Raw genomic sequence first — 25,165 nt, 5'->3', positions numbered from 1 at the left:
AGATATTTTCCGTCTGATTGTTATCTTGTGTGTTGTGAAGAATAATTGTCGCGATTTTAATCTATAAGAGGATATGGTGTATCTTTTCACGCATTAAACTTCGTTCCTTTTAGAGCTAATGAGATCACGGCATGTTGTTTTGCCATTTTTGGCAAATATCGCACTATAAGAGAGAAAGTATAAGATTTAATGTTGACGTGATACCGCTTGCTTGTAATTTTGATAAGATTAATCTGTTTAACAATAAATATTTAGAACTTATTGTTTTTATAGCCATTTTATATTTCAGGTGCGTTGGTTGAAACTTATTTTTTATGTAAATGCAATTTGCTAAGCAATTACCGCGTGTAATAATTTGCATTGGATGTATTTGTTTGGATAAAATGATGATTTTGCTTTGCGTTTTTGCGCTTTTGGCAATTCTTTTTCTGAAAGCAAGTATTCATATATCAATGATATATGGTAATTTGAGTATAGATATGAGATATAATTTTGATATAAGCAATAATATGCTTATTTCAATATAATATATTATTTTATTCATATAGTAATCAAGGTGTGGTGAGATATAGAAAGCAAAATATGGAGCTTTTTTAGTTGTAAAAAAAGTGACAAGCTATTCTTTACGAATTTGCATTTTATGAGAAGATGAAGGAGAAGCTTTAGGCTGTTTACGTTTATCTATAGACGTCATTTTTTCTATGAAAGTAAAATCTATTTGAAACTCTAGGCAAGATCTTAGAGATTTCTTCTATCAATATAAAATTCTCTAAGTATGATCAGCTAGTGAAAGTATGTGAAAATAAGAATATTGTTGTTAAAAAAAATCTCACAACTCTCTAAAATTTATAGTGAGGGAGCATGGATATCTTGGCGTGTAATGTTGTTAGATCCTTCTGAGAAATGGAAATTATTACGTTGATTGTGATCATGGCTTGGTCGTGAAGATTTCTTTATCTCGTTTCATTTTTTATGCTAGTGACATTGTTTAGCAAATCGAGAATCAATCCATAAAGTTTATGATGCTACCTCTGAAGAGAGGTATAGCTTTTCTTTCTATGGCAGTATGAAACTATGGAAGTAAAAAGACGAGAGTGATGATAAAAACATTTCATTATAGAAAGATTGCTCAAGATGGTTATGCCCGTCGTGGTGAAATTATAACGGGTCGTGGGGCTATTCGTACACCTGCATTCATGCCAGTTGGGACGGCAGGAACTGTTAAAGCTATGTATATGGACCAGATACGTGCTCTTGGAGCAGATATCATTTTGGGCAATACTTATCATTTAATGTTGCGTCCAGGAGCCGAGCGTGTTGCGCGTTTAGGAGGCTTACATGAATTTTCACGCTGGTTTGGACCTATTTTAACCGATTCTGGTGGGTTTCAGGTTATGTCATTGGAGGGAATACGCAAAATTACTGAACAAGGTGTGATATTTCGCTCTTATATTAATGGAGCGTATTATGAAATGAGTCCAGAGCGTTCGATTGAAATTCAGGGGCTTCTTAATGCGGATATCCAGATGCAATTGGATCAATGTATTGCATTACCTGCAAGTAAAAAAGAAATAGAAGCTGCTATGGAACTTTCATTGCGGTGGGCACAGCGTTGTAAAACAGCTTTTGGTGAGCAGCCAGAAAAAGCATTGTTTGGTATCGTTCAAGGTGGTGATAATATGAAATTGCGTGAACGTTCTGCCCAAGCATTAAAAGAGATGGACTTGAAAGGCTATGCTATTGGAGGGCTTGCTGTTGGTGAACCGCAGAGTGTTATGACTGCTGTATTGGATGTTACTTGTCCGATTTTGCCAGAAGATAAGCCACGTTATCTCATGGGAGTTGGAACACCTGATGATATTTTACAAAGCGTTGCTCGTGGTATTGATATGTTTGATTGTGTAATGCCAACACGTGCGGGGCGTCATGGTTTGGCTTTTACACGTTTTGGAAGAATTAATTTGCGCAATGCGCGTTATGCGGAAGATCCACATCCTCTTGACCCACAGTCTCTTTGTCCTGCGGCAAATGATTATAGTTGTGCTTATTTGCATCATTTGATTAAATCTGGTGAATCTCTTGGTGGTATGTTATTAACTTGGAATAACCTTTTTTACTATCAACAACTTATGCAAGGAATTCGTGATGCTATTGAGGAGGGGTGTTATGCCGATTTTTGTGCTGAAACCCGTGCTTTATGGGCGCAAGGACGCTAAAGAGTTAATCCTCATGCATTGGTATCTGCTTTTTCATATTGTTCAATTTGTTTTGTATTAAAAGTTTTACTAAAGAAAAAGTGGAAGATGCTTTTTAAAAGCACAAAACTGTCTTGGAATAAAACATGATTGCACAGCTTTATCGAGGTTATTCTTTTTGCAATTGTGATAGTGAACAGAAACTGTTACTCCGGTACGCGCTACCTGATCCGGAGAAAAACAGTTTGTTTCTGTTTCTAATAATTGTTTAGAGCAACAATGTTAATGAGGGGTTAGCGAACCCTTAAAGAAGTATGAAAATTGTGCTTTTATAGACTAATTTTTGTATTTTTTTCATGAGAAAATGAAGTTTTAAAAAAGTTCTCTCATTTAGGGGGTGGCTATGAAGCTGATTTCATTTAAATTGTAAGTGAGAAAATTTTAAATAATGAATATTTTTAAGTTCTTAGCTTATTTTTATAAGAATATTTGCATAATTGAAGTTCTGTATTCATTACGAAATGATTGTAGTTGCTCTATCGTTTAAAAACAAATTCTATTTATAAATACGCATTTTAAAGCTAACGCTGTTGTTTTTTTCGTTGTGGACGATGTTTTAATGATACGTTGAAATTTTTAGATGTAGATGTAAGACAGGCTCTGAGTTTATTTGTGCCACGTTACAGATATTTATAATTGAAATATCACGATATAGAAATGATGACAGTGAAAAATTCTCATAAACAAAACATTCTTGCATCAGGGGTTGATTCTCATACACGGTGTTTGGCAATTTTCGCTCTTGCGGTGGGAAGTTTTGCGATTGGTACGGCAGAGTTTGTGGCAATGGGGCTACAGCCAGAGATGGCGCAAAGCTCATCTGTTGATATTCCGACAGCAGGTCAGTATATTTCTGCTTATGCACTGGGTGTTGTGATTGGAGCTCCTCTTTTAGCTGTTGTAACAGCTTCTTTCTCACGTAAAACTGTTTTGGCAGGATTGATGTTTTTTTATGCGCTGGCAAATATTGTTAGTGCTCTTTTTTCTGATTTTAGCATATTGATAACGTTACGCTTTATCAGTGGACTTCCCCATGGCATTTATTTTGGTCTTGCGACTCTGGTTGCAGCTTCAATGGTGGAAATGAATGAACGTTCCAAAGCTGTTGGCTATGTTATGCTTGGTTTGACAATTGCGACCGTTTTAGGAGCACCAAGTGCAACTTGGATTGGTCAGCTTGTTGGTTGGCAGATTGCTTTTATCCTTGTTGGCGCTCTTGCTTTATTATGTTGTTTACTTATTTGCAAGTTTTTGCCCTCTGATTTGCATCTCTCAAAAACAAACCCTCTACGCGAACTTTCTGCATTAAAGCAAAAACAAGTATGGTTTCTTTTAACGATGGTTTCGATTGGAGCCTCAGGATTATTTTCTGTTTTTACTTATATTAAGTCAACATTAATGCATATTTCTGGTGTTCCGCTTGAGTGGGTACCATTTATTATGCCGTTAGTTGGATTTGGAATGGTGGTAGGAAATCTTTTAGGACCTAAATTTGCAGTTAAAGTTGGTCTTTCACCAATGATATTTTTTTCTATGCTTTGGAGTACATTTGTTTTTTTTCTGTTTTTCTTTTTATCCCATGCTTCGTTAACGGCAGCATTAGGATGTTTTTTTGTTGGTACTTCTTTTGCCGCTATGCCTTCTATACAAACAAAAATCATGGATATTGCTCTTCATGGACAGATTTTGGCAGGAGCATTAATGCAATCTGCTTTTAATATCGCCAATGCTCTTGGTGCAGAATCTGGAGGATTGGTTTTAAAGTTGGGCTATAGTTACGAATATACCGCTCTTGTTGGAAGTGTTTTAACCTTCTGTGGATTAGTGATTTTTTGCATTTCATGGTCTATGGAAAAGCGTGTTTAATATTTTTGATTTATTCAGCTTTTTGATTGTCCTGTTGGATTTTTTAATATGCTATAGGAAACACGTAGAGCAAATGGAATACCAAGAAAAAATAAAAGACTAATCAGTGCTACAAGCAGGGTTTTTGCGGCTGAAATCATCCCTACTACTCCTCCAGGATTAAAGAGACCAGCAAGATTGGTAATTGTTCCTGCAAGTGCTGCGCTTAATGCAGCTGAAAAGAGTTGTACAGAGGTAAGGGATTCACTAGCACGTAAAGCATCTTCATCATTTGCACATTGTAATATTCGTTTTAGCAAATGCGGCCATGCTATGCCAGCACTCATCCCGATAGTAAATAATGAACATAAAATGATAAAAATATATTCAGATGGAGAAGTGTTTGTTGGAACGAGCCATAAAAGAATGCTTATGCCCAAAAGACTTAATAGAGGGGAATATATAATGAGGCTGTGAACTTTTTTTGTGGATATACCAGCGCTTGATAGAGAACCACATGTCCAACCAAAACTCATGAGTGATGCTATATAACCGGCAATAAGTGGAGACTGTCCATGAAGCTCTTGAAGAAAAAGTGGAAAATAAAGCTCTATACTATATACAACTATAGTTATAATAAGTATTAATGCATAGACAGGAAAAAACTCAGAAGAGAAAGAAAAAGAGTTGCGCGGTAACATAGGATGAAGTGTAAATGTTTCGATCTTTGCTAGAACAAAGAGAAGACTCAATCCGATCACTAAACCGCAGATTTTTGCAACTGTAGCATTCATAGCTCCCCCAATAGAAATGATAAAAATCAACAAAGTGAGTGTGAGGAGTTGTGCGAGGGGGAGTGGGGATTTTGGAATATCATTTTTATTTTCTTTTGGTAAAACCTTAAAGGCTATGATCCAAAAGATTATTGCTAATGCCCCAATGATCCAAAAAGACGCCCTCCATACACCATAATGTATGCAAATGCCACCGATAGCTGGTCCTAACAGGGTTGATATTCCCCACATTCCAGAGATAACACTCAATGCATGTGACCACACAGATGGATTGAAGATAATACGTATCATAGAATAGGATAGGGATAGTAAAGAACCGCTTCCAAATCCTTGAATAAAGCGCCCTATCAAAAATAAGAGCATAGTAGATGCAATACTACATGTAAAGGTTCCTACAATAAAGATCAATCCAGAGATAATATAAGCTTTGCGAGGGCCTATTTTCCCTAATATTTTTGTTGCAAATGAAGTTCCAAGAAGTGATGCTATAATAAAAACAGTTGCTACCCAAGAATAATAAAGATCACCGTTCATCTCACTCATAAGAGAGGGTAAAATAGTGATAACAATATAGATATTGGTGGCGTGTAACATAACACCACCTGTAAACGTCAAAAAGCGAATACCATTCTTCCCCCATAAGAGTACAGACCAGCCTTGTTTTTTCACTGTTATTACTATTTAGTAAAAAGTTAACTTCCCTTACTTTATAAGACAGCTCTTTGACTTTGCCAAGAGAGATTCAAAGCTCTTCTTGCGCAGAGCTTTGAAATTTAAATGAGATTATAATTTAATACTCCATTACTTTTTTAAGATTTTCATTAATTTTATCAAGGAATCCTGTTGTAGAGAGCCATTTTTGTTTAGGTCCAACCAAAAGGGCAAGATCTTTAGTCATAAAACCTTCTTCAACGGTTTTAATACAAACTTTTTCCAATGCTGTGGCAAAGTTTTTTAATTTTTCATTTTTATCCAATTTGGCACGATGCGCTAGCCCACGTGTCCATGCGAAAATAGATGCAATAGAATTTGTTGATGTTTCTTCATTTCTTTGATACTGGCGGTAATGGCGTGTTACTGTACCATGTGCAGCTTCTGCTTCAACAATTTTACCATCTGGTGTCATGAGAACAGAAGTCATGAGTCCAAGCGAGCCAAAGCCTTGAGCAACGATATCTGATTGCACATCACCATCATAGTTTTTACATGCCCAGACATATCCACCTGACCATTTAAGTGCAGAAGCAACCATGTCATCAATGAGGCGATGTTCGTAATATAACTTACGATTTTCAAATTCAGTTTTAAATTCTGTATCAAATATTTCTTGAAAGATGTCTTTAAAACGACCATCGTAAGCTTTTAGTATGGTGTTTTTTGTTGAAAGATAAACTGGAAGATTCCGCTGTAGTCCGTAATTAAAAGATGCGCGCGCAAAGTCGCGGATGGATTCATCAAGGTTATACATAGCCATAGCAACCCCTGCGCTTGGAGCGTCAAAGACATCATGTTCGATAACTTGATTGTCATCACCAACAAATTTAATACTTAATTTTCCTTTACTAGGAAATTTAAAATCCGTTGCTTTATACTGATCACCAAAGGCATGACGCCCGATAATAATTGGTTTTGTCCAGTTAGGTACAAGACGTGGGACATTCTTGCAGATAATAGGTTCGCGAAAAATAACTCCCCCTAAAATATTACGAATCGTACCATTTGGTGATTTCCACATTTTTTTTAAGTTGAACTCTTTAACACGTGCTTCATCTGGTGTGATGGTTGCACACTTTATGCCAACTCCATATTTTTTGATAGCATTGGCAGAATCGATCGTTACCTGATCATTGGTTGCATCTCGATTTTCGATAGAAAGATCATAATATTTGAGATCAATGTCGAGATAAGGATGGATCAATTTATCTTTGATATATTGCCAAATGATCCGGGTCATTTCATCCCCATCAATTTCAACAACGGGGTTTTCTACTTTGATCTTTGCCATTAGAAGTCCTTTTTTGTTTAAGTAATATTATATTTTATAACACTTTCAGACTTGTTATGAAAAGTAAAAACAAGAATGATGAAGAAAGCTTCAAATATGATATCAATTAAAGAGATGTCTTTCTAGCAAGTAAAAATTTTATTGGGGAGTTCATGTGTTAGGTGGATCTTACTGATGGTATAGGGTTTGTTCATTTTATTGACAGTTTTTTCAATTATTATATGAGCTTAGTAAAGTTATGATTTGTTAGTGTAAAAATCCACGGTGATAAAGAGGGGATAATGAGGAAATGATTATATAAAATCATTTTTTGTCAATCTTTCAGGATATTCCGGAAATGATTAAAGTCACTTTGAGTAAAAAACTTATAAAGGCTAGAGCTAAGCTTGAACAAAAACTTATACTATATATTGTTCGTACAGCTTATAAATTCTCCCTTAATACGAGATGGAATCAAGAAATTCTATTGTTGATTGAGTTCTCACTTTATAATTATAGATGTGTAAACTATAGCACCATTCTTGAAAAAAGGAAGAAATTATAAAGCAATTTTTATGATTCCTTGTATGCAGATACACAAAAACATATTCAAAATCTCATTCTTTAACTTTAAAAGAGTACATAAATAATATATTATCTATAATAAAAGAAGCTATGGTAAACCTAAAGACAGCTTAGAATCACTCAAGTAATTTTTATAAAAAATTTGCCAAGAACGCACTCTGTAGAAGCATATTGGAAAATCCTATTCCCGCATCTTTATTTTAGCTCCCCTAATCCTTAAAAAAGATGTGAGAAATCAATATGTTATTTTATAAAAAAGAGAGTATGGTACGCCCAAGGGGAATCGAACCCCTGTTTCCGCCGTGAAAGGGCGGCGTCCTAACCGCTAGACGATGGGCGCAGACCAATGATGAGGCTTATAGAGAGGATCTTTTTAATTCGCAAGCCCTCTCCGTGATTTTTTTGAAAAAAACATATTTTATGAGATTATTTTTTGCTATGCTTCTCTGAAAAGTGGAATAAATAATCATTTTTCTCTCTGTTTACTCTATGCGGTTAAATGAGGAGATTTTTGGAAGAGATAAGAGTTTACTGCTTCTTGCTCTTTCCTATATTTAAAATCTTTTTGTTTGGAGGTTTCTGTGCGTGGAGAAATTAAATTAGGTCGGTGTGCTCATAGTTAGCCAATATTTGAGGATTACGTTATATATAAGCCAAGCGTATGGTTCTTGTGTTGAGATAAGACTTATGAAGACGTTTGAATGTAGGAATAGACGTTCAAATTATAAGACACTAGCAGGATATGTAGTATCCACTTCTATTGTATTATATTCATCTTTTTCGTTTTTCATAACTTAAGTTTTTTCACCGAGCGTTATTTATCTTTAGATTTTTTGCTTTATGCTTTGTTTATTGAGTTTAGTTTTTATGAATAAGATTTTGTTATTTTAGAATAAAACTATTTTTTGATATAATTTGTTAATAAAATCTGCATCTATAGATTTAACAGTTTCCATTGAGAATGTTTGCAATAGTTTACATGGAATATATTAAAAAAAATGTTAGACTAGCGGGTATGTTTTTCTATTGAAAATGGATGAATTATAAGTTTTATGCAATGTAAAATCCTGTTGAGAATATGGGATATTTCCATAAGAGTGTTTGTGACCAATCCATTGAAAAATATATAAAGAAATATGGGGGCGTAATTAAAATTTTTATGCGCCATGCAATATCCAATATTTGAATCAGTCATTTTATAGAGATTCTTAATTTTTGAAAAAAAATGTTGGTGTTTTAGGAATTTTGATTACGTGAGTGGTGGTGTTGTACGAGGGTAAAAATTGGTTTAAATAGAACGGGGGACTTCTTTAGATTATACTGGTTATAAGTGTTATTTGGATTGGTTAGCAGGTTATTTAAATATTTTTTAGAGAAGATAGGGATAAGCAGTTAGATAATGAGAGAGGCTTTAAGGATTGGCATTGCGGGTCTTGGTACTGTTGGTAGTTCAGTTATTCGAATTTTACGTGAAAAAGCCAATAGTTTGGCTGACCAATGTGGACGTGCAATCAAAATTGTTGCAGTTAGTGCACGTGATAAAGACCGTAACCGTGGCATTGATTTGAGTGATGTAAAATGGTTTGATTCACCTGTAGAAATGGCTGCTTCTCATGAGATTGATGTTTTTGTTGAGCTTATTGGTGGCGAATTAGATGTTGTGTATACAGCTGTTAACAAGGCCCTTGAGGTGGGACATCATGTTGTTACTGCTAATAAAGCGCTTCTCGCCAAACACGGCGGGGAACTTGCTGTTAGTGCAGAAAAGAAAGGTGTGTTCCTTCATTTTGAAGCCGCCGTTGCAGGAGGAATTCCTGTCATTAAAGCGATGAGAGAATCACTTGTTGGTAATCATATATCGCGGATTTATGGCATTCTTAATGGTACATGCAATTATATATTAACGCGCATGTTTACAGAAGGTCTTTCATTTAAAGATTGTTTGGAAGATGCACAGAGGCTTGGTTATGCTGAAGCGGATCCCACTTTCGATATTGGAGGTCATGATACTGCTCATAAGTTAGCTTTATTGACAAGTTTGGCATTTGGAACGACGGTTTCATTAGATGATGTTTATGTTGAAGGAATTAGCAATATTTCGCAGATTGATATCCGTGCGGCTGATGAATTGGGGTATCGGATTAAGCTTTTAGGAGTTGCATTAAAGACTGATACTGGAATTGAACAACGTGTGCATCCAACAATGGTGCCAACATCATCAATGATTGCGCAGATTCACGGTGTGACGAATGCTCTTTCTATTCAAAGTGATTTATTAGGTGAATTATTGTTTTCTGGTCCCGGTGCTGGGGGAGTGGCAACAGCATCAGCGGTTATTGGTGATTTAGCTGATATAGCCAAAGCACGTCCTGGTTTTCAGTATGCACCTGTTTTAAGAAGTCCAGCATTGAGGCTTGCTCCTCACAAAAAAGCGCGTATTTCTCATCATGCAGGTGGTTATTTTATTCGTTTAAATGTTCATGATCGTGCTGGGGTTTTTGCAGCGGTTGCAAAGCATATGGCTGATAATTACATTTCATTAGAGTCGATTGTTCAAAGGCCTTTTATAGAAAGCCAGATGCTCAAAACAATCATCTTAATAACGCATGAGACAACGGAAGTGAATGTACGGAAAGCACTTGCTGCAATTGAAAAAGATGGACATCTTGTTGCAAAATCTCAATTTATTCGTATTGAGCCTATAGCATAGAACTGATAATTTGTTTATGGTGAGCAACAAAGGCTGGAGTGCTTTTTCTCTTGTGGAAAGTGTGCATCTTTGCCAAAAGCGTTCTTCTTTATATTTAGATATTTAGCAATAAATGCTAGTATCTGTTGTAATGCTTTTTCAGTAGGATTTTTTATATGCTAGCAACTCAGAAAATTTTAAATGGGCTTGATCGTATTTTAACCCTTGAATTGGTACGCGTAACTGAACGTGCTGCTGTTGCTGCGGCACGCTGGCGTGGACGTGGTGATGAAAAGGCTGCTGATCAAGCTGCTGTGGATGCCATGCGTCAGGAACTTAATCGGTTGCCTATTGATGGTACAGTGGTTATTGGCGAAGGTGAACGCGATGAAGCTCCTATGTTGTATATTGGAGAGAAAGTAGGTTTACAAAACGGACTGGCAATTGATATTGCACTTGATCCACTTGAAGGAACGACAATTTGTGCAAAAAATCTTCCTAATTCTTTAGCGGTGGTTGCTATTGCTGAAAAGGGTAACCTTCTTTATGCTCCTGATGTTTATATGAAAAAAATTGCTATTGGTCCTGGTTATCCAAGGGGTATTGTTGATATAGATGCGCATCCTGCTGATAATATTCACGCTCTTGCTAGGGCTCGGGGCGTGAGCGTTAATCAGATTACCGTTTGTATTATGGATCGTCCTCGCCATACAAAACTGATTGATGAAGTGCGAGCAACGGGCGCATCAATTCGTTTAATTGGTGATGGAGATGTTGCAGCTGTTATTGATACAACTGATCCAGAGGAAACGGGTATTGATATCTATATGGGGATTGGTGGAGCACCAGAGGGCGTTTTAGCTGCTGCAGCTTTACGCTGTATTGGTGGACAGATGCAAGGGTGTTTGCTGCTTGATACAGACGAAAAAGTCGTACGTGCAGCCAAAATGGGGATCGATAACCCCAATAAAGTTTACACAATGGAAGAAATGGTAAAGGGTGACGTGTTGTTTTCTGCAACAGGTGTAACGGACGGCAATATGCTTTCTGGTGTTAAATTTACTTCTCGTTATATTCAGACGGATACTCTTGTAATGCGTTCACATACGGGAACAATTCGTAATATTAAAGCACAGCATAGGGATTATTCAAAGTTTGATTAACCACGTCTTTTGGCTGTAGCTCTTAAAAAATATCTTTTGAGAACGTATGCTCCCATGAGGTTTCTAAGAAATCCACTCTCATGGGAAATATTGACAGTTGTAATTAGAGAGACCTTTTTATTCTTATTATGAGAGCTTGACAGAATGTACCCAGCCATTTTTATCTTCTCTATTACCTTTTTGAAGGTCAACGAGCTGTGTACGAAGTTGTTTTGTTATCTCACCAATCATTCCATCTCCGATAACAAATTCACCGCCTTTATATTTGAAATGACCAATTGATGTAATAACGGCTGCCGTACCACAAGCAAAAGCCTCTTTAAGATGGCCACTTCGTGCATCTTCTTTAAGGGCTTCAAAAGAATAAGGACGTTCTTCTATCGTTAGTCCCATTTGTTGAGCCAACAGTAAAATTGAATGACGTGTTATTCCTGGAAGGATAGTGCCACTAAGTGCAGGTGTCACAAGTGTATTATCTGCCATAATAAAGCAAGCATTCATACCACCAAGCTCTTCAATCCACTTATGTTCAATCATGTCAAGAAAAAGTACTTGGCTGCAATTATTTTCAGTTGCGATTTTTTGTGCAAGTAAGCTTGCTGCATAGTTACCTCCACATTTTGCTGCACCTGTTCCACCAAGACCAGCACGGCTATAATCTGTTTCAATCCATACGCTCACAGATTTTTCTTCTCCTTTGAAATATGATTCAACGGGAGATGCTATGATACAGAAAAGATATTCTTCAGAAGGGCGAACGCCCAAAAAGCTCTCATTGCCAAACATGAATGGACGTATGTAGAGGCTAGCATTTGGATTTCCAGAAACCCATTTTTGATCAATTCTTACCAATCGATGAACAGCATCTAAAAAAATATCCTCTGGCAATTCAGGCATAGCTAAGCGTTTTGCTGATTCTATGAAGCGCTTTGCATTGGCATCAGGGCGAAACAATAAAATACGCCCATCTTTTGCGCGATATGCTTTTAAACCTTCAAAAATTTCTTGCGCATAATGCAAAACAGCACTTGCTGGGCTAATTTCTAAAGGTTTGTATGGAGAAATAACAGCGTTATGCCAACCTTTGGTGTTAGTCCATTGGATGGTACATATGTGATCTGTAAAAAATTGCCCAAAACCTGGCTCTTTAAGAATACGCTCACGTTCTTCATCTGAGAAAGGTGATGGATGTTTTTCTATTTTAAACGGGATTGATGATGTAGGAGAGTTCATAAGTAAAACCTTTTGCGATATACTTTATTTCTAGGTGTTTTGTATTATAAAAATAAAGAAGTTCTTCTAATATAGCACTCTATTATTAGCAAATCAGTTGTGTCAATGCCTTATTATAAAATTAAAAGAAGGGCTATTGAGAGATGTTTTGTTGCTGTTTTATATTTTCCTTCTCAATTTAATCAAATCATCAGGAACCTTTATACATATTGGTCGTTTTCTAAAAAGTGTTTGAATAATTTCATATATGCATATCTTATAACTTGAAGGTAGGGGAGTTTAGAAAAGGAATTTACCATGATTAATAGAAATTACCATACATACGAGGAACGTATCGCTGAAGAACAGAAAGAGCGTGAACAGCGTAATGCAATTGGTAAAGGTATTCTTGCCATTCTTCTAGCGCTTTTTTTACTCTGGTTTATTTTCGGTTTTTTAGGATCTTTTTTTGAAAAGTCCCCTGAACATGTATCTCACTATAATACGACAGAATCAAGCCAAACAATAACAACTCCGAAAAAAGATTTAAATCCAACAACTCCAGTACCTTATACCTATAGGGATTAAGGACTATCTTTATCTCATGAAAAAAATCCTTAAGAGGAAACTAAACCAACATGGGTTAAAGAATAAAATGACCTATAATCTATGGAAAAATTGATCAGATAGATTTTAACTTCTGAAGTTGGTCGATAAATTAATTGCTCTAAATATAAACACTGCAACGGGTTTAAATAAAAACCGTTGCACTGTTTTATTTACCGTGTGATGAAGCAACTTCCTCCATAATTTTTGATATTTTCACAAAGGCTTATGGCATCATTTCGGTTTTGTGTTTGAATCCGAACACGATAATAGGTTCCTTTTCCTGGTATGAGAGCAGATTGAATATTTACAGGACGAACGCCGATAAGGGATCCAAATTTAGACTTCATTTTTTTCAATGAATTCCTAGCTAGTTCATGGGTTGGTTGGGATGCAAGCTGGACGTAATAATTCTCTGAATTTTGTATGCTTATTTGCTTTGATAGTGTCGGGTGAGAAGCAGCATGTGTCTGTAACTGTGAATTTTTCTCTGCATGTGAAGGCACTGGTATAAATTTTTCTTCAATATCAGAATGAGGAGCATTTTCCGCTATTATTGCATCAATATCACTGGTAACTTTATCTTCTGTTTCTTTGTTATTTATATCGGACTCATGCGAAGCAACAGGAGACAAATTTTGAAATTGCTCTACTGTCGTTTGATCACTCGTTTCTTTTATTTCATCTGTGATTTTTCTTTCTGTGAGATTTCTTGGTGCTAATACAATCGTGCCGTCGTGGTTTACGATAACAGTTTGTACTTCTCTTGTTGGAATGGTGTGATTGATGGCTTCGTTTACTGCGTCGTCGACATCGGTTTCAGCAAAATAAGGAGATAAAGAATCTGTCGTGTCTTGTTGGTTTACTTCCGCTAAGTCTTCAGGCTGTTCAGAATTATCAATAAGGAATTTTTGTGTATTTTCTTGTTTTTCATTTTGCCCAGTTGTTTGTTTATAAATATCTAAATTATGAGCAACATCATCTTTCGTTTCAGTTGATTCTTGTTTGAATTTGAAAGGTGTATTGTCAGCATGGATAATAGGGACTCCTTCATTTTTTTCTGATGGCGTAAAAAAATGAGAATAACCAACAAAACCAATAGCTATTAAAATAAAAAGAAGAGCACTTTTGACAAGAGTTTTACCAACAATAAAACTTTTTACAGGAGGAGGAGCTGATGCATAAGTCGAAGTTTCATCTACACCTTTGTATGATGGACTCTCAGTAAAAGAGGAGGAACTATACTCCATATTGTCAGTGGGAAAAGAGTTGGAATTTTGATTTTGAGAATTTGTATATGCATCTTCTCTTGGATTTTGCATGGTTTGATGAAAGATTTCATTGAAAATTTCATTTTGTTGTTGCTGCCGCGAAAAATTTTCTTCTGAAACATGTCCGATATTGAGGACATCAGCAAATTCTTCTTTTAAACTATCCGTCGGTATGTCATATTCTGGAGCTTCATAGGGAACCTCAGGCACCATAATGGGTCCAGTTTTTTCTACGAGCTCCTCTGCAAATTTATAAGTATCGACATCTGGAGGAGGAGTGTTTTTATGCGTATAGTTATGAGCAAAGAAACTATCCGTTTGGTTTGTTGCAAAAGTCTCCGATGAGGAGCGTCTATCCTTTAAATTATTTTGATTATAGGGACTTTCTTTTTTACTGCTTTGCTCAGAGATATTTTCAGCAGCATTGATATATTCGGTTTGAGTATCATTATATTTTTGATTTTTTTCAGCATAAGTTTCTTGTTGTAAAAACTCTTCTTCATAAAACTTGGGGGAATTAGTTGTATGGTGCTCTTGGGGAGAGTCTTCTAAATCAGAATGTTTGTTTATCTGTGTTGCAGCATCTGAGGGTGATGAGAAGTTTTGCATTGTCTCATTTCTTCCAGTATCTTCTTTCTCTGCAATAAGATGAGAAGAGGAAAAAAATACGTCTGTAGAAGGGGGAGAGACATCAGTACGATATTCTTGAACTCGATTTTTTTCATTAGCCGAAAATTTATAGGGATGTTGCACAGAAGTATCGTAGAACTTTTGATTGTTATCATCATTTTGTTGTACGCTTCTAGTATTTTTCTGATTTTCTTGCTGCGAAATTGTTGATGAAAAGCGATCAATGTGTTCGATGTGCCCTGTTGCAATTTCCTTGTTAGCGTATTTATCCGCTTCGTCAAAAAAGGAATCCTTTGATTGTGCACTAAGATCACTTTTTTCAAAAGAAGTAGTTCTCTTTTGAGGTGATTGATTTTGGGGGATAGGTAACGGAGAAAGCGCATCTAAAATCTGCTCTTCATCATGATTCATAGGTAAAGAGTTTTCTCCTTTAGGTAAAAAGCTCCTTCTTTCTAAATGCTTGAAAGAAGAAGTTGAGGCAACATCTGGGGTTGATTCACCGCCGACTGTATGTAAATCCCATTTCTTCTTTTGATCATTACAGGATAAGTCGTTTGTTAAATTATTTTCAAGTTCCACTTCTAGGAAGGACAAATCAAAATCATCATAGGATGAAATTTCAGGGGGGGATGGAGCTTTAGAGGAAGGAGACATCGCTTGATCAGTCTGTATAGAAGAGTGATCATTTTGACTTTCGCTTTGTTTGCGCGGATTAAAAATTCGCGTAAGTCTCTCTAAAGGATCATGATGTTCATGATCTTGTTTCATTTCGTGTGGATTCTTGCGATCGTTATCGCTCATAGCTTTTCTCACATGATGATCTGCATCTGCGTGCAATAAATGGTTAATTTTGATTTGTTATTTAATTACAATTTTCCCCTCTTTATCAAAATATACGAAAAAGTTTATTAATAAAGTACCTATTTTATGTAATTATAGAACTTTTTCAACGCATTTCTATTGGGGCTTCGACTCCTATAATTGTAAGTCCTGATGATAAAATATTTATGACAGCTTGTACTAAGCCCAATCTGGCAAGCGATAGTTCCTTATCATCAGGCTGAATAAAGCGTAAATTCAGATTATCACTTCCTTTGTTCCAATGGGTATGAAAGCTAGAAGCCAGATCATAGAGATAAAATGCCAATCGATGTGGTTCTTTATGAATGACCGACTGTTCAATGATACGTGGATATTCAGACAATTTGCGTATTAAGGATATTTCATTATCGTCTGTTAATCGGTTAAGGTGCGTGATTATTGTATCATTTGGAAGATTTTCAATACGAAGAATTTCTTGTGCTTGACGAAGGACAGAATGACAGCGTGCATTTGCATATTGCACGTAAAAGATAGGGTTATCTTTTGATTGTTCTGTTACTTTTGCAAAATCAAAATCAAGAGGGGCTTCACATTTGCGATATAACATCATAAAACGGACTGGATCGCGGCCGACTTCTTCTACAACGTCACGCAAAGTGACAAATGATCCCGCTCTTTTTGACATGCGTACAGGTTGACCATTGCGAAAGAGCTTGACTAATTGGCATAAGAAAACACTCAATTTTGCTTTATCGCTAGAAATTGCTTTTGCCATCGCTTCTAACCGCTTTACATAACCAGCGTGATCAGCCCCTAAAATATAAATCATTTCATCAAAATGACGATTGAACTTATCATGAAAATACGCAACATCTGCAGCAAAATAAGTGTAAGAACCATCAGATTTAATTAAGACACGATCTTGGTCATCTCCTACATCTGTTGAACGGAACAAAGTTTGTTCGCTTGGTTCCCAGTCTTCTATAGTTTGCCCTTTGGGTGGTGGGAGTTTGCCTTTGTAGATATAACCGTTTAAGGTGAGGTCATTAATCGTATTACGAATAGCACGCGCATCATCTGCGTAAAGCATTCGCTCTGAGAAAAAAATATCGTGATAAATATTAAGGGCTGCTAAATCTTCGCGAATCATTGACATCATTGCATGAATGGCACGTTCTTTTACGATAGATAAAGCTTTCTCTTTGTCCATAGTAAGCAGTTGGTCACCAAATTCTTGCGAAAGTGCTTGTCCTAAGGGTATCAAATATTCACCAGGATAGAGACCTTCTGGAATTTCATTGATTTTTTCTCCAAGAGCTTCGCGATAGCGCAAGAGCACAGAGTGAGCGAGTATTTCGATTTGTTGACCAGCATCATTTATATAATATTCTTTTGTAATATCATAGCCGGCAAATTGCAGCAAATTGGAGAGAACATCTCCAACAACAGCACCGCGGCAATGTCCCACATGCATTGGTCCCGTTGGATTTGCTGATACATACTCAACATTGATACGTTTTCCTTGCCCCATAGAGATACGACCATAGGAAAGACCTAATTCAAGCATCGATTTTATAATATCTTGCCAAAATGATTTGGTCAGCTTTATATTGATAAAACCAGGGCCAGCAACATCAATATGCTCAATAGAGGGGTCATTTTTTAAAAGATTGATAATTTTTTCTGCAAGTATCCGAGGATTTAATCCAATAGGCTTGGCAAGCACCATAGCCGCATTGGTTGATAAATGACCATGGGAAGAATCGCGTGGAGGATCAACAGTGATTTTTGATAAATCTAAATCTTCTCCATTTTTTCCTTTTATATCAGATAACTCAAGTGATTTTTTAATTTTTTTCTCGAAGTTTTTAAAGACATTCATATTCAACTTCCATCATGGTATTCAAAAGCAGTTAAATGAAATTATCTGTATAGTCAAATAAACGGTGATATTCACGTAGAGCATAGGGATCGGTCATACCTGACAGAAAGTCCGCAATGTGACGTGCTAACTCATGATTTGTTAAGTGCGCTGTTTTTTTGCACCAATTTTCAGGCAGGTTCTCTGGTTTTTTATAATAAGAGTCGAATAATTTTTGGACAATGCATTTTGCTGCATTACGACGACTAAGAACTTGATCATGGTAATAAAGATTTTTAAACAGGAAATCTTTGAGTTCTTTTTCATAAATGGCCATTGTGGGGGAAAAGGTAACAATGGTTTGTTTTGCGTGGTGAACATCATTGCTGCTTGTGGGGTTGATTTGTGCTAGGTTTTCTTGTGATTGTTTTATGACATCTTCAACCATGGTTGTTATTTGTCTTCGTACCAGTGCGTAACCACGACGAGCTTGATCGAGCTGTGGATGTTCGTCTGTGATGTCTTTTAATAATTTTGCTGTTAATGAAACTTGTTCGAATTGATCAAGTGTTAAAAATTGTGAACGTAGCCCATCATCAATATCATGCGCATTATAAGCAATATCATCAGCAATAGCAGCACATTGTGCTTCGAGTCCAGCGAAACAGTCAAGCTCAAGATCTTGCTTTGCATTGTATTGTAGAATATCGATAGGAACTTCTTTTTGGTTTGCATAAGGACCTAAAAGGGGACCGTTATGTTTTACAAGTCCTTCGAGTGTTTCCCATGTCAGGTTAAGTCCATCAAAATTTGCGTAGCGTTGTTCTAGCTTTGTGACAATGCGTAATGCTTGTGCATTATGGTCAAACCCGCCATAAGGTGCCATTGCTTCATTGAGGGCATCTTCTCCTGCATGACCGAAAGGCGTATGCCCAAAGTCGTGAACAAGGGCAATGGCTTCGGCAAGATCTTCATCAAGACAAAGTGCACGGGCTAATGTTCGTGCGATTTGAGAAACCTCTATTGAATGCGTCAGCCGTGTACGATAATGATCACTTTCATCAGCGATAAACACTTGTGTTTTGTGTTTGAGGCGTCGAAATGCATTAGAATGAATTATGCGATCTCTATCTCGTTGAAAAGGTGACCGTACGGTATTCATAGTCTCATAAAATAATCTTCCACGGCTTGTTTGCGGATTGGTACTATAGACCGCTCGAGTTTGGTAATTAATATTACTTATATCCATTGCAAGCTGTCCATTCTCATCTTAAAATTGAGGTTGGTTTATTAACTTCTCTTTAGTTAACAATACTCTTTCTTGATAGTTTAATGCAAGGATATACAGAATGCGTGTGAATATTTCAGATGTTGCTGCCAAGCAAATTGCTCAGATACTTTTGAGTGAACCCGATAAAATAGGATTACGTATTTGCGTTGAAGGCGGTGGGTGTTCGGGTTTTTCTTATAAATATAGTTTGGTTTCTGAAATGTGTGAGAATGATCTCGTTCTCAAAAAAGATGGAGCTGTCGTCTTTATTGATTCATTATCCCTTCCCTTTATGGAAGGGGCTGAGATTGATTTTGTTGACGATCTTATGGGACAGTCTTTTCAAATTCACAATCCCAATGCTGTTGCATCGTGTGGGTGTGGTGTGAGTTTTTCAATTTGAGAGTGATGATTTTGTGATATTGTTTCTTGAAAAAATGAACACTTTGGTCAACAATGTGAAAATGGGTATTTTTACAAAAAGATTGAGCCGGTGGTTGTGCGTGGTGTTTGGCTTATTGATTTGGAGCTATTGCGCCTTTTCTAAAGAAGGAGAAGATCACCAGCAGACGCAATTAAAAAGCTTTATGATAAAATCTTCAGATTATGAAGCAGATCATGAAAAAGAAAATAAAGAAAATTTTGTTGCTCAAAGCCAGCTTATTTTGCATGCTCGATTAAAAAATAGCAATGAAGATATCGTAAAAGGGCTCATATGGCGGGTTTATGCGCCCATCTTAGGGATTGATAATAAATTACCACTCATTGCAACTTATAAGGGGGGGAGTGCGCGTTTTGATTTAGAACCAGGGAGCTATCTTGTTCACCTTTCATTTGGTCACGTGAGTGCAGTACAGCATGTAGATTTAGAAAGTAGACAAAATCTTGTGAAGAATTTTGTCCTTGATGCTGGTGGTATTATTTTTAATGCTACACTGCTCAATGGTGCAATCAATGAAAAGGAATTGCGTTTTACTCTTTATGAGGATGAAAAAGAAAATGATGAAACTGGCGTTATTTTATCAAATATTAGTGCTCAATCAATTGTGCGTTTGAAAGCTGGCCGTTATCATGTTGCTTCCCATTATGGTTCTATTAATGCTACTGTTCGTTCTGATGTCCAAGTCGATGCAGGTAAAATTACAGAAGTCACTCTTGAACATCAAGCTGCTCAAATTATTTTAAAGTTGGTACGGCAAGAAGGAGGCGAAGCGCTTGCAGATACAAGTTGGTCTATTACCAATGATTCTGGTGATATTGTTTATGAGACAGTTGGCGCGTATGTTTCACTTGTATTAGCTGAGGGGGAATATATTGCGATTGCTAAAAATCAAGATAAAATTTACCAGAAAGCTTTTTCTGTTGTTTCTGGCCATGATGAGGAGATAAGTGTGGTAGCAAATGCACAAAATATGCAACGAATCGATGAGGAAATAGATTAACAGCTAAGAGCGGTTTATCGCATAAAGGATAATGAGAGACAGGTAGAGGGTTTTGGTGGTAGAAATTTCAACAGTTGGTGTTTTTTTTGCTGGTGCATTGTCTTTTTTATCACCATGTGTTTTGCCATTAGTTCCTCCTTATTTATGCTATATGGCAGGGATTGGTATTGATGATTTTCGTTCAGAAAAGCATCAGAAGAAAACGTTTATACGATGGGGGCTTTTATCCTCTGTTGTTGCTTTTGTACTCGGTTTTACAACGGTTTTTATTGCTTTAGGTGCCAGTGCAAGCACAATTGGTAAGTTTATCGGTTATTACCGAGATTGGTTTGCACTTGCTGCTGGAGTTATCATTATCATTTTGGGTTTAAATTTTTTGGGTCTTTTCAAGATTGCTTTTTTATTTCGTGAAGCACGTTTTCAAACACGAGGAACGCCTGCTGGTTCTTTAGGTGCTTATGTTATTGGTTTAGCTTTTGCATTTGGTTGGACACCATGTATTGGTCCAATTTTGGGACCTGTCATAACTTTGGCTGGGACAAAAGAGACTGTAGGTGAGGGAGCACTTCTTTTGGGAGTTTACGCATTAGGTCTTGGAGTACCTTTTATTTTAGCAGCTCTCTTTTCCAGCAATTTTATGAGATTTTTAAGAGCTTTTCGTATTCATTTAGGAAAAGTTGAAAAAGTTATTGGTATTTTTTTGGTTGTTAGCGGCATTTTATTTTTAACAGGTTCTATGCAAGATCTTTCCTTCTGGCTTTTGGAACATTATCCTTCCTTGAGTCATGTTGAAGCTCTTCGTTGGGACAATATTACAAGTTTTTTTGGATTTTCTCGTTAGTTTTATGTGTTTTTATGGTTAGAAATTGTCTTTCTATTATCCTTGCAGCAGGTGAAGGGACGCGGATGAAATCGTCTCTTCCTAAAGTATTGCATAAAATTGCTGGATTGCCTCTTATATGCCATGTCATCAAACAAATAGAAGCGGCAGGGACTTCGCAATTAGCTGTCGTTGTAGGATTTGGTGCTAAAGATGTCACGGAAATTGTTCAGTCCTTTGCAAAAAATGCAATGATTTTTGAACAAGAAGAGCGTTTGGGAACTGCTCATGCTGCTCTTTCTGCTCGTGCAGCTTTGCAGAAAGGGGTTGATGATGTGCTTATTGTTTTTGCTGATACCCCTTTGATTGAGCAAAATTCATTGCAACAAATTCGTGCACAACTTGCTGGTGGAGCAGATGTGGTTGTGGCTGGTTTTCATGCTCTAGAGCCAACAGGATATGGGCGTCTTGTTGAGAAAAATGGTAAACTTATCGCGATCGTAGAAGAAAAAGATGCCAGCGATGAAGAAAAAAAGCTCTCTTTTTGTAATGGTGGAATTTTTGCTCTTCAGGGAAAGCATGCTCTTTCTCTTTTAGGTCAGGTTGGTAATAACAATGCGAAGCAAGAATATTATCTCACGGATATTGTTTCTATTGCCGCGCGTGAAGGATTAGATATTCGTATCGTTGAAGTGCCTTTTGAAAATATTTTAGGGATTAATAACTGTTTTGAACTTTCTGAAGCTGATGCTTTGTGGCAAAAGCGTAAAGTACGTGGTCTCATGTTGTCTGGTGTGACAATTCTTAAACCAGAGACCGTTTATTTTTCTTATGATACAGAGATTGAACCTGGCGTTGTCATTGAGCCAAATGTTTATTTTGGGTTAGGGGTGAGAGTACAATCTGGTGCGGTTATTCATGCATTTAGTTATCTAGAGGGAGCGGTGGTTGGTATGAATGCGCAGATTGGGCCCTATGCACGTTTACGTCCTGGAACAGAGTTAGCACGGTCAGTAAAGGTTGGAAATTTTTGTGAAGTCAAAAAAGCTCGGGTAGGAGAATTCTCTAAAATTAATCATTTGAGTTATGTGGGCGATGCAGAAATTGGTACACATAGCAATATTGGAGCTGGTACGATTACTTGTAATTATGATGGCGTTCATAAATATAAAACCACGATTGGTAATCATGCTTTCGTTGGGTCTAATTCAGCACTTGTTGCCCCCTTAATAATAGGGAATGGTTCATACATTGCTTCAGGAAGTGTTATTACTGAAAATGTTCCTATGAATAGTATGGCTTTTGGGCGTGCACGACAAGTGACGAAAAAGGATTATGCAACGAAACTGCGTGCGCGTTTATTAGCAGATAAACAGAAAAAGTGATCATTTTCAGTCTCTTTCGTTATTTGGGGATGATCTGGAATTTTGTAGGAGGCTTATTTTAGATCTTAAAGTTTGAAATAAAGATAGTTTGATTGTTTTATGAGATTATATAAAACTCAGATGTGAGTTGGAGCTTTTTTTTTAATGTGTGGGATTATCGGAATTCTTGGAAACAGATGTGTTACATCCTCTTTAGTTGATGGTTTAAAACGTCTTGAGTATAGAGGCTATGATTCTTCGGGGGTCGCAACAGTTCATAAGGGGAGGCTTTATCGCATACGCGCTGAAGGTAAGCTTGTTCATTTAGAAGAAAAATTAAAAAAAACACCTTTAGAAGGAAATTTAGGAATTGGCCATACACGTTGGGCGACCCATGGAGTTGCTGTAGAGCGGAATGCTCATCCTCATGTAACTGAACGGTTGGCGATTGTTCATAATGGTATTATTGAAAATTTTGTAGAATTACAAAAGGAACTTATTGCAGATGGTTATAGCTTTGAAACAGAAACAGATACGGAGGTTATTGCACATTTAATTACGCGTGCATTAAACAGTGGTCTTTCTCCACAAGAAGCCATGCGTACAAGCTGGAAAAGATTGCAAGGTGCTTTTGCACTTGCTGTTATTTTTGAGGGTGAAGACAATCTTATGATTGCTGCTCGTTGTGGACCACCATTGGCAATTGGCTACGGAAAAGATGAATTTTTTGTTGGATCGGATGCCATTGCTTTGGCACCATTCGTCAATCGTATTAGTTATATGGAAGATGGTGATTGGGCTGTTTTGACACGAGAGGGGGTAACAATTTACGATACGGATAACCGATCGGTAAAACGTCCTATGACAACATTGTTTGACGGAAATTTATTGGTTTCTAAGGGTAATCATCGACATTTCATGCATAAGGAAATGTTTGAACAACCTGAAGTGATCTCTCATAATTTAGCGCATTATCTTGACCTTGTAAACCATACGGTTCGCCCACTTGAGAATTCAATTGATTGGAAAAATATTAATCGGATCGTTTTTGCAAGCTGTGGAACGGCTTATTATTCAACTTTAGTTGCGCGTTATTGGTTTGAAAAACTTGCTGCTTTAAGTGTTGATAATGATGTCGCTTCGGAGTTTCGTTATCGTGAACCCCCTCTCACTTGTGATGTATTATCGATATTTGTTTCTCAATCTGGTGAAACAGCTGATACATTGGCTTCTTTGCGTTATTGTCGTGAACGTGGTGTAAAAACCGCGACAATTGTGAATGTTGAGCAATCGACAATGGCAAGAGAGGCTGATTTTATTCTACCAACGCGCGCTGGACCAGAAATTGGTGTTGCTTCAACAAAAGCTTTTACCTGTCAGTTAACAACGCTTGCTGCAATAGCGCTTGGGGCTGCAAAGCAACGGGGATATCTCTCAGAGGAGGCGGAGCATCAGTTTGTTCAACAATTGGCAGAAATTCCACGTATTTTTAATGAGGTCTTAAAGCTGGAGGATAAGATTGAACATATTTGTCGTGATTTAGCGCATGCAAAAGGTGTCTTGTATCTTGGGCGAGGGACTTCTTATCCTATTGCTTTAGAGGGGGCGCTTAAACTGAAAGAGCTTTCTTATATTCATGCTGAAGGTTATGCCGCGGGTGAATTAAAACATGGACCAATTGCGTTGGTGGATGAGACAATCCCAGTGATTGTTGTTGCACCTTATGATCGGTGGTTTGAAAAGACTGTTTCTAACATGCAAGAAGTGGCAGCACGCAATGGCCGTATTATTTTGATCACGGATAAGAGAGGGGCAGAAGCAGTTCATCTTGATACTTTATCAACGATTATTTTACCTGATATTCCAGAATTTATTACACCTATTATTTATGCTTTACCTATTCAGTTAATTGCTTACCATACAGCTGTTTTGTTAGGAACAGATGTGGATCAACCGCGTAATTTAGCAAAATCAGTCACTGTTGAGTAAAAATGATTTTGTATTTTGAGATTTTGCAGGAATAATTTTAAGAATACAAAAGATTACTTAAGAGTGGTATTTATTTTTTACAGAATAGAGATGAGGTATTGTTTCACGCTTTTGTTTCTCACGTTCTTTAATGGTGGTATGCGCCTCACGTAAAACAGAACGCCAATGTGTTGAGTATTTGCGTACTTATTAAAAAAAGTTTTTCAATGCTTTTCAGCCCATTTTTGTGATAGCGTCCGTGGATGGTATCGTGATAAAGCTGTTGAAGCAGCTACCTCCTTTGCGCTTATGACCTTTAATCGGAATAATATCAAAAAACACAATAAAGTCAATATGTTGAATGAAATTATTTTATATGAATCCACTTAAGAATCCACACTTTTATACGTGATTCATTTGACCATTTTTTATATAAGATTGCCATGTATGAATAGACCATAAAAAGCAAATCATGATGTAAATATTATAACGCATATGTGCATTCAAATGAAATGAAAAGCAGTTATCATTCATAACAGTTCATAAATTTTATGATACGTTTTTATCATTCAAAAATCGCATGC

The 25,165-nt window shown here is 36.8% G+C and carries 16 protein-coding genes and 1 tRNA gene; 10 read left to right on the top strand and 7 right to left on the bottom strand.

What is annotated here, in order from left to right:
- The first annotated feature begins 1,097 nt into the window (after positions 1-1,097).
- Together tgt and PVV68_RS05085 are read left to right on the top strand one after the other, a co-directional pair.
- Positions 1,098-2,216, top strand: coding sequence for a tRNA guanosine(34) transglycosylase Tgt (gene tgt / locus PVV68_RS05090; RefSeq protein ID WP_273720887.1), 1,119 nt, complete (start codon positions 1,098-1,100; stop codon positions 2,214-2,216).
- A 696-nt stretch (positions 2,217-2,912) separates the two neighbouring features.
- Positions 2,913-4,121 (top strand): MFS transporter, encoded by a 1,209-nt coding sequence (locus PVV68_RS05085; RefSeq protein WP_273720888.1) that lies wholly within the window; start codon positions 2,913-2,915, stop codon positions 4,119-4,121.
- 14 nt (positions 4,122-4,135) lie between these two features.
- On the opposite strand, the gene PVV68_RS05080 is transcribed toward PVV68_RS05085, so the two are convergent.
- From PVV68_RS05080 to PVV68_RS05070, 3 genes are all read right to left on the bottom strand, one after another.
- Positions 4,136-5,563: an MFS transporter gene (locus PVV68_RS05080; RefSeq protein WP_273720889.1), complete on the bottom strand. Its 1,428-nt coding sequence runs from the start codon at positions 5,561-5,563 to the stop codon at positions 4,136-4,138.
- 121 nt (positions 5,564-5,684) lie between these two features.
- Positions 5,685-6,899: an NADP-dependent isocitrate dehydrogenase gene (locus PVV68_RS05075; RefSeq protein ID WP_273720890.1), complete on the bottom strand. Its 1,215-nt coding sequence runs from the start codon at positions 6,897-6,899 to the stop codon at positions 5,685-5,687.
- 829 nt (positions 6,900-7,728) lie between these two features.
- Positions 7,729-7,803, bottom strand: a tRNA-Glu gene (locus PVV68_RS05070).
- A gap of 1,059 nt (positions 7,804-8,862) precedes the next feature.
- Between PVV68_RS05070 and PVV68_RS05065 the strand changes: the two genes are divergently transcribed.
- Both PVV68_RS05065 and glpX read left to right on the top strand, forming a co-directional pair.
- A complete protein-coding gene (locus PVV68_RS05065; protein WP_273720891.1) occupies positions 8,863-10,173 on the top strand; it encodes a homoserine dehydrogenase in 1,311 nt (436 codons plus the stop codon).
- 155 nt (positions 10,174-10,328) lie between these two features.
- Positions 10,329-11,315 carry a class II fructose-bisphosphatase gene (gene glpX / locus PVV68_RS05060; protein WP_273720892.1) on the top strand — a complete coding sequence of 329 codons (987 nt, stop codon included), beginning with the start codon at positions 10,329-10,331 and terminating at the stop codon, positions 11,313-11,315.
- 126 nt (positions 11,316-11,441) lie between these two features.
- Here the strand turns inward: glpX and PVV68_RS05055 are convergent, their stop codons facing one another.
- A complete protein-coding gene (locus tag PVV68_RS05055; RefSeq protein ID WP_273720893.1) occupies positions 11,442-12,548 on the bottom strand; it encodes a branched-chain amino acid aminotransferase in 1,107 nt (368 codons plus the stop codon).
- Positions 12,549-12,845: 297 nt separating this feature from the next.
- On the opposite strand from PVV68_RS05055, the gene PVV68_RS05050 reads away from it, so the two are divergent.
- Positions 12,846-13,115, top strand: a complete 270-nt coding sequence (locus PVV68_RS05050) for a hypothetical protein (RefSeq protein WP_273720894.1) — start codon at positions 12,846-12,848, stop codon at positions 13,113-13,115.
- Between the two features lie 191 nt (positions 13,116-13,306).
- Here PVV68_RS05050 and PVV68_RS05045 read toward each other — a convergent pair whose 3' ends face one another.
- From PVV68_RS05045 to PVV68_RS05035, 3 genes are all read right to left on the bottom strand, one after another.
- Positions 13,307-15,835, bottom strand: a complete 2,529-nt coding sequence (locus tag PVV68_RS05045) for an SPOR domain-containing protein (RefSeq protein ID WP_273720895.1) — start codon at positions 15,833-15,835, stop codon at positions 13,307-13,309.
- A 145-nt stretch (positions 15,836-15,980) separates the two neighbouring features.
- On the bottom strand, positions 15,981-17,738 hold the full coding sequence (argS, locus tag PVV68_RS05040) for an arginine--tRNA ligase (RefSeq protein WP_273720896.1): 1,758 nt from the start codon (positions 17,736-17,738) through the stop codon (positions 15,981-15,983).
- A 31-nt stretch (positions 17,739-17,769) separates the two neighbouring features.
- A complete protein-coding gene (locus PVV68_RS05035; protein ID WP_273720897.1) occupies positions 17,770-18,966 on the bottom strand; it encodes a deoxyguanosinetriphosphate triphosphohydrolase in 1,197 nt (398 codons plus the stop codon).
- Between the two features lie 100 nt (positions 18,967-19,066).
- On the opposite strand from PVV68_RS05035, the gene PVV68_RS05030 reads away from it, so the two are divergent.
- The 5 genes from PVV68_RS05030 (at position 19,067) to glmS (ending at position 24,602) form a co-directional block, all read left to right on the top strand.
- Complete coding sequence (locus PVV68_RS05030) at positions 19,067-19,390, top strand: iron-sulfur cluster assembly accessory protein (protein ID WP_273720898.1); 324 nt, start codon at positions 19,067-19,069, stop codon at positions 19,388-19,390.
- 61 nt (positions 19,391-19,451) lie between these two features.
- Entirely contained in the window at positions 19,452-20,429 is a 978-nt protein-coding gene (locus PVV68_RS05025; RefSeq protein ID WP_273720899.1) for a carboxypeptidase regulatory-like domain-containing protein, read from the top strand.
- 52 nt (positions 20,430-20,481) lie between these two features.
- Complete coding sequence (locus tag PVV68_RS05020) at positions 20,482-21,270, top strand: cytochrome c biogenesis CcdA family protein (RefSeq protein ID WP_273720900.1); 789 nt, start codon at positions 20,482-20,484, stop codon at positions 21,268-21,270.
- A gap of 14 nt (positions 21,271-21,284) precedes the next feature.
- Positions 21,285-22,634, top strand: coding sequence for a bifunctional UDP-N-acetylglucosamine diphosphorylase/glucosamine-1-phosphate N-acetyltransferase GlmU (gene glmU / locus PVV68_RS05015; RefSeq protein WP_273720901.1), 1,350 nt, complete (start codon positions 21,285-21,287; stop codon positions 22,632-22,634).
- 144 nt (positions 22,635-22,778) lie between these two features.
- Entirely contained in the window at positions 22,779-24,602 is a 1,824-nt protein-coding gene (gene glmS, locus PVV68_RS05010) for a glutamine--fructose-6-phosphate transaminase (isomerizing) (protein WP_273720902.1), read from the top strand.
- Positions 24,603-25,165 lie beyond the last annotated feature (563 nt).

It is taken from the genome of Bartonella sp. ML69XJBT (assembly GCF_028618515.1).
Lineage (GTDB): Bacteria > Pseudomonadota > Alphaproteobacteria > Rhizobiales > Rhizobiaceae > Bartonella.
This window is presented reverse-complemented; position numbering and strand designations above follow the sequence as displayed.

Bases quoted from the DNA above. Each gene is read 5' to 3' on its own strand.
- tgt (WP_273720887.1), top strand. From the start codon at position 1,098: ATGATAAAAACATTTCATTATAGAAAGATTGCTCAAGATGGTTATGCC.
- PVV68_RS05085 (WP_273720888.1), top strand. From the start codon at position 2,913: ATGATGACAGTGAAAAATTCTCATAAACAAAACATTCTTGCATCAGGG.
- PVV68_RS05075 (WP_273720890.1), bottom strand. From the start codon at position 6,899: ATGGCAAAGATCAAAGTAGAAAACCCCGTTGTTGAAATTGATGGGGAT.
- PVV68_RS05065 (WP_273720891.1), top strand. From the start codon at position 8,863: ATGAGAGAGGCTTTAAGGATTGGCATTGCGGGTCTTGGTACTGTTGGT.
- glpX (WP_273720892.1), top strand. From the start codon at position 10,329: ATGCTAGCAACTCAGAAAATTTTAAATGGGCTTGATCGTATTTTAACC.
- PVV68_RS05055 (WP_273720893.1), bottom strand. From the start codon at position 12,548: ATGAACTCTCCTACATCATCAATCCCGTTTAAAATAGAAAAACATCCA.
- PVV68_RS05050 (WP_273720894.1), top strand. From the start codon at position 12,846: ATGATTAATAGAAATTACCATACATACGAGGAACGTATCGCTGAAGAA.
- PVV68_RS05045 (WP_273720895.1), bottom strand. From the start codon at position 15,835: ATGAGCGATAACGATCGCAAGAATCCACACGAAATGAAACAAGATCAT.
- argS (WP_273720896.1), bottom strand. From the start codon at position 17,738: ATGAATGTCTTTAAAAACTTCGAGAAAAAAATTAAAAAATCACTTGAG.
- PVV68_RS05035 (WP_273720897.1), bottom strand. From the start codon at position 18,966: ATGGATATAAGTAATATTAATTACCAAACTCGAGCGGTCTATAGTACC.
- PVV68_RS05030 (WP_273720898.1), top strand. From the start codon at position 19,067: ATGCGTGTGAATATTTCAGATGTTGCTGCCAAGCAAATTGCTCAGATA.
- PVV68_RS05025 (WP_273720899.1), top strand. From the start codon at position 19,452: ATGGGTATTTTTACAAAAAGATTGAGCCGGTGGTTGTGCGTGGTGTTT.
- glmU (WP_273720901.1), top strand. From the start codon at position 21,285: ATGGTTAGAAATTGTCTTTCTATTATCCTTGCAGCAGGTGAAGGGACG.
- glmS (WP_273720902.1), top strand. From the start codon at position 22,779: ATGTGTGGGATTATCGGAATTCTTGGAAACAGATGTGTTACATCCTCT.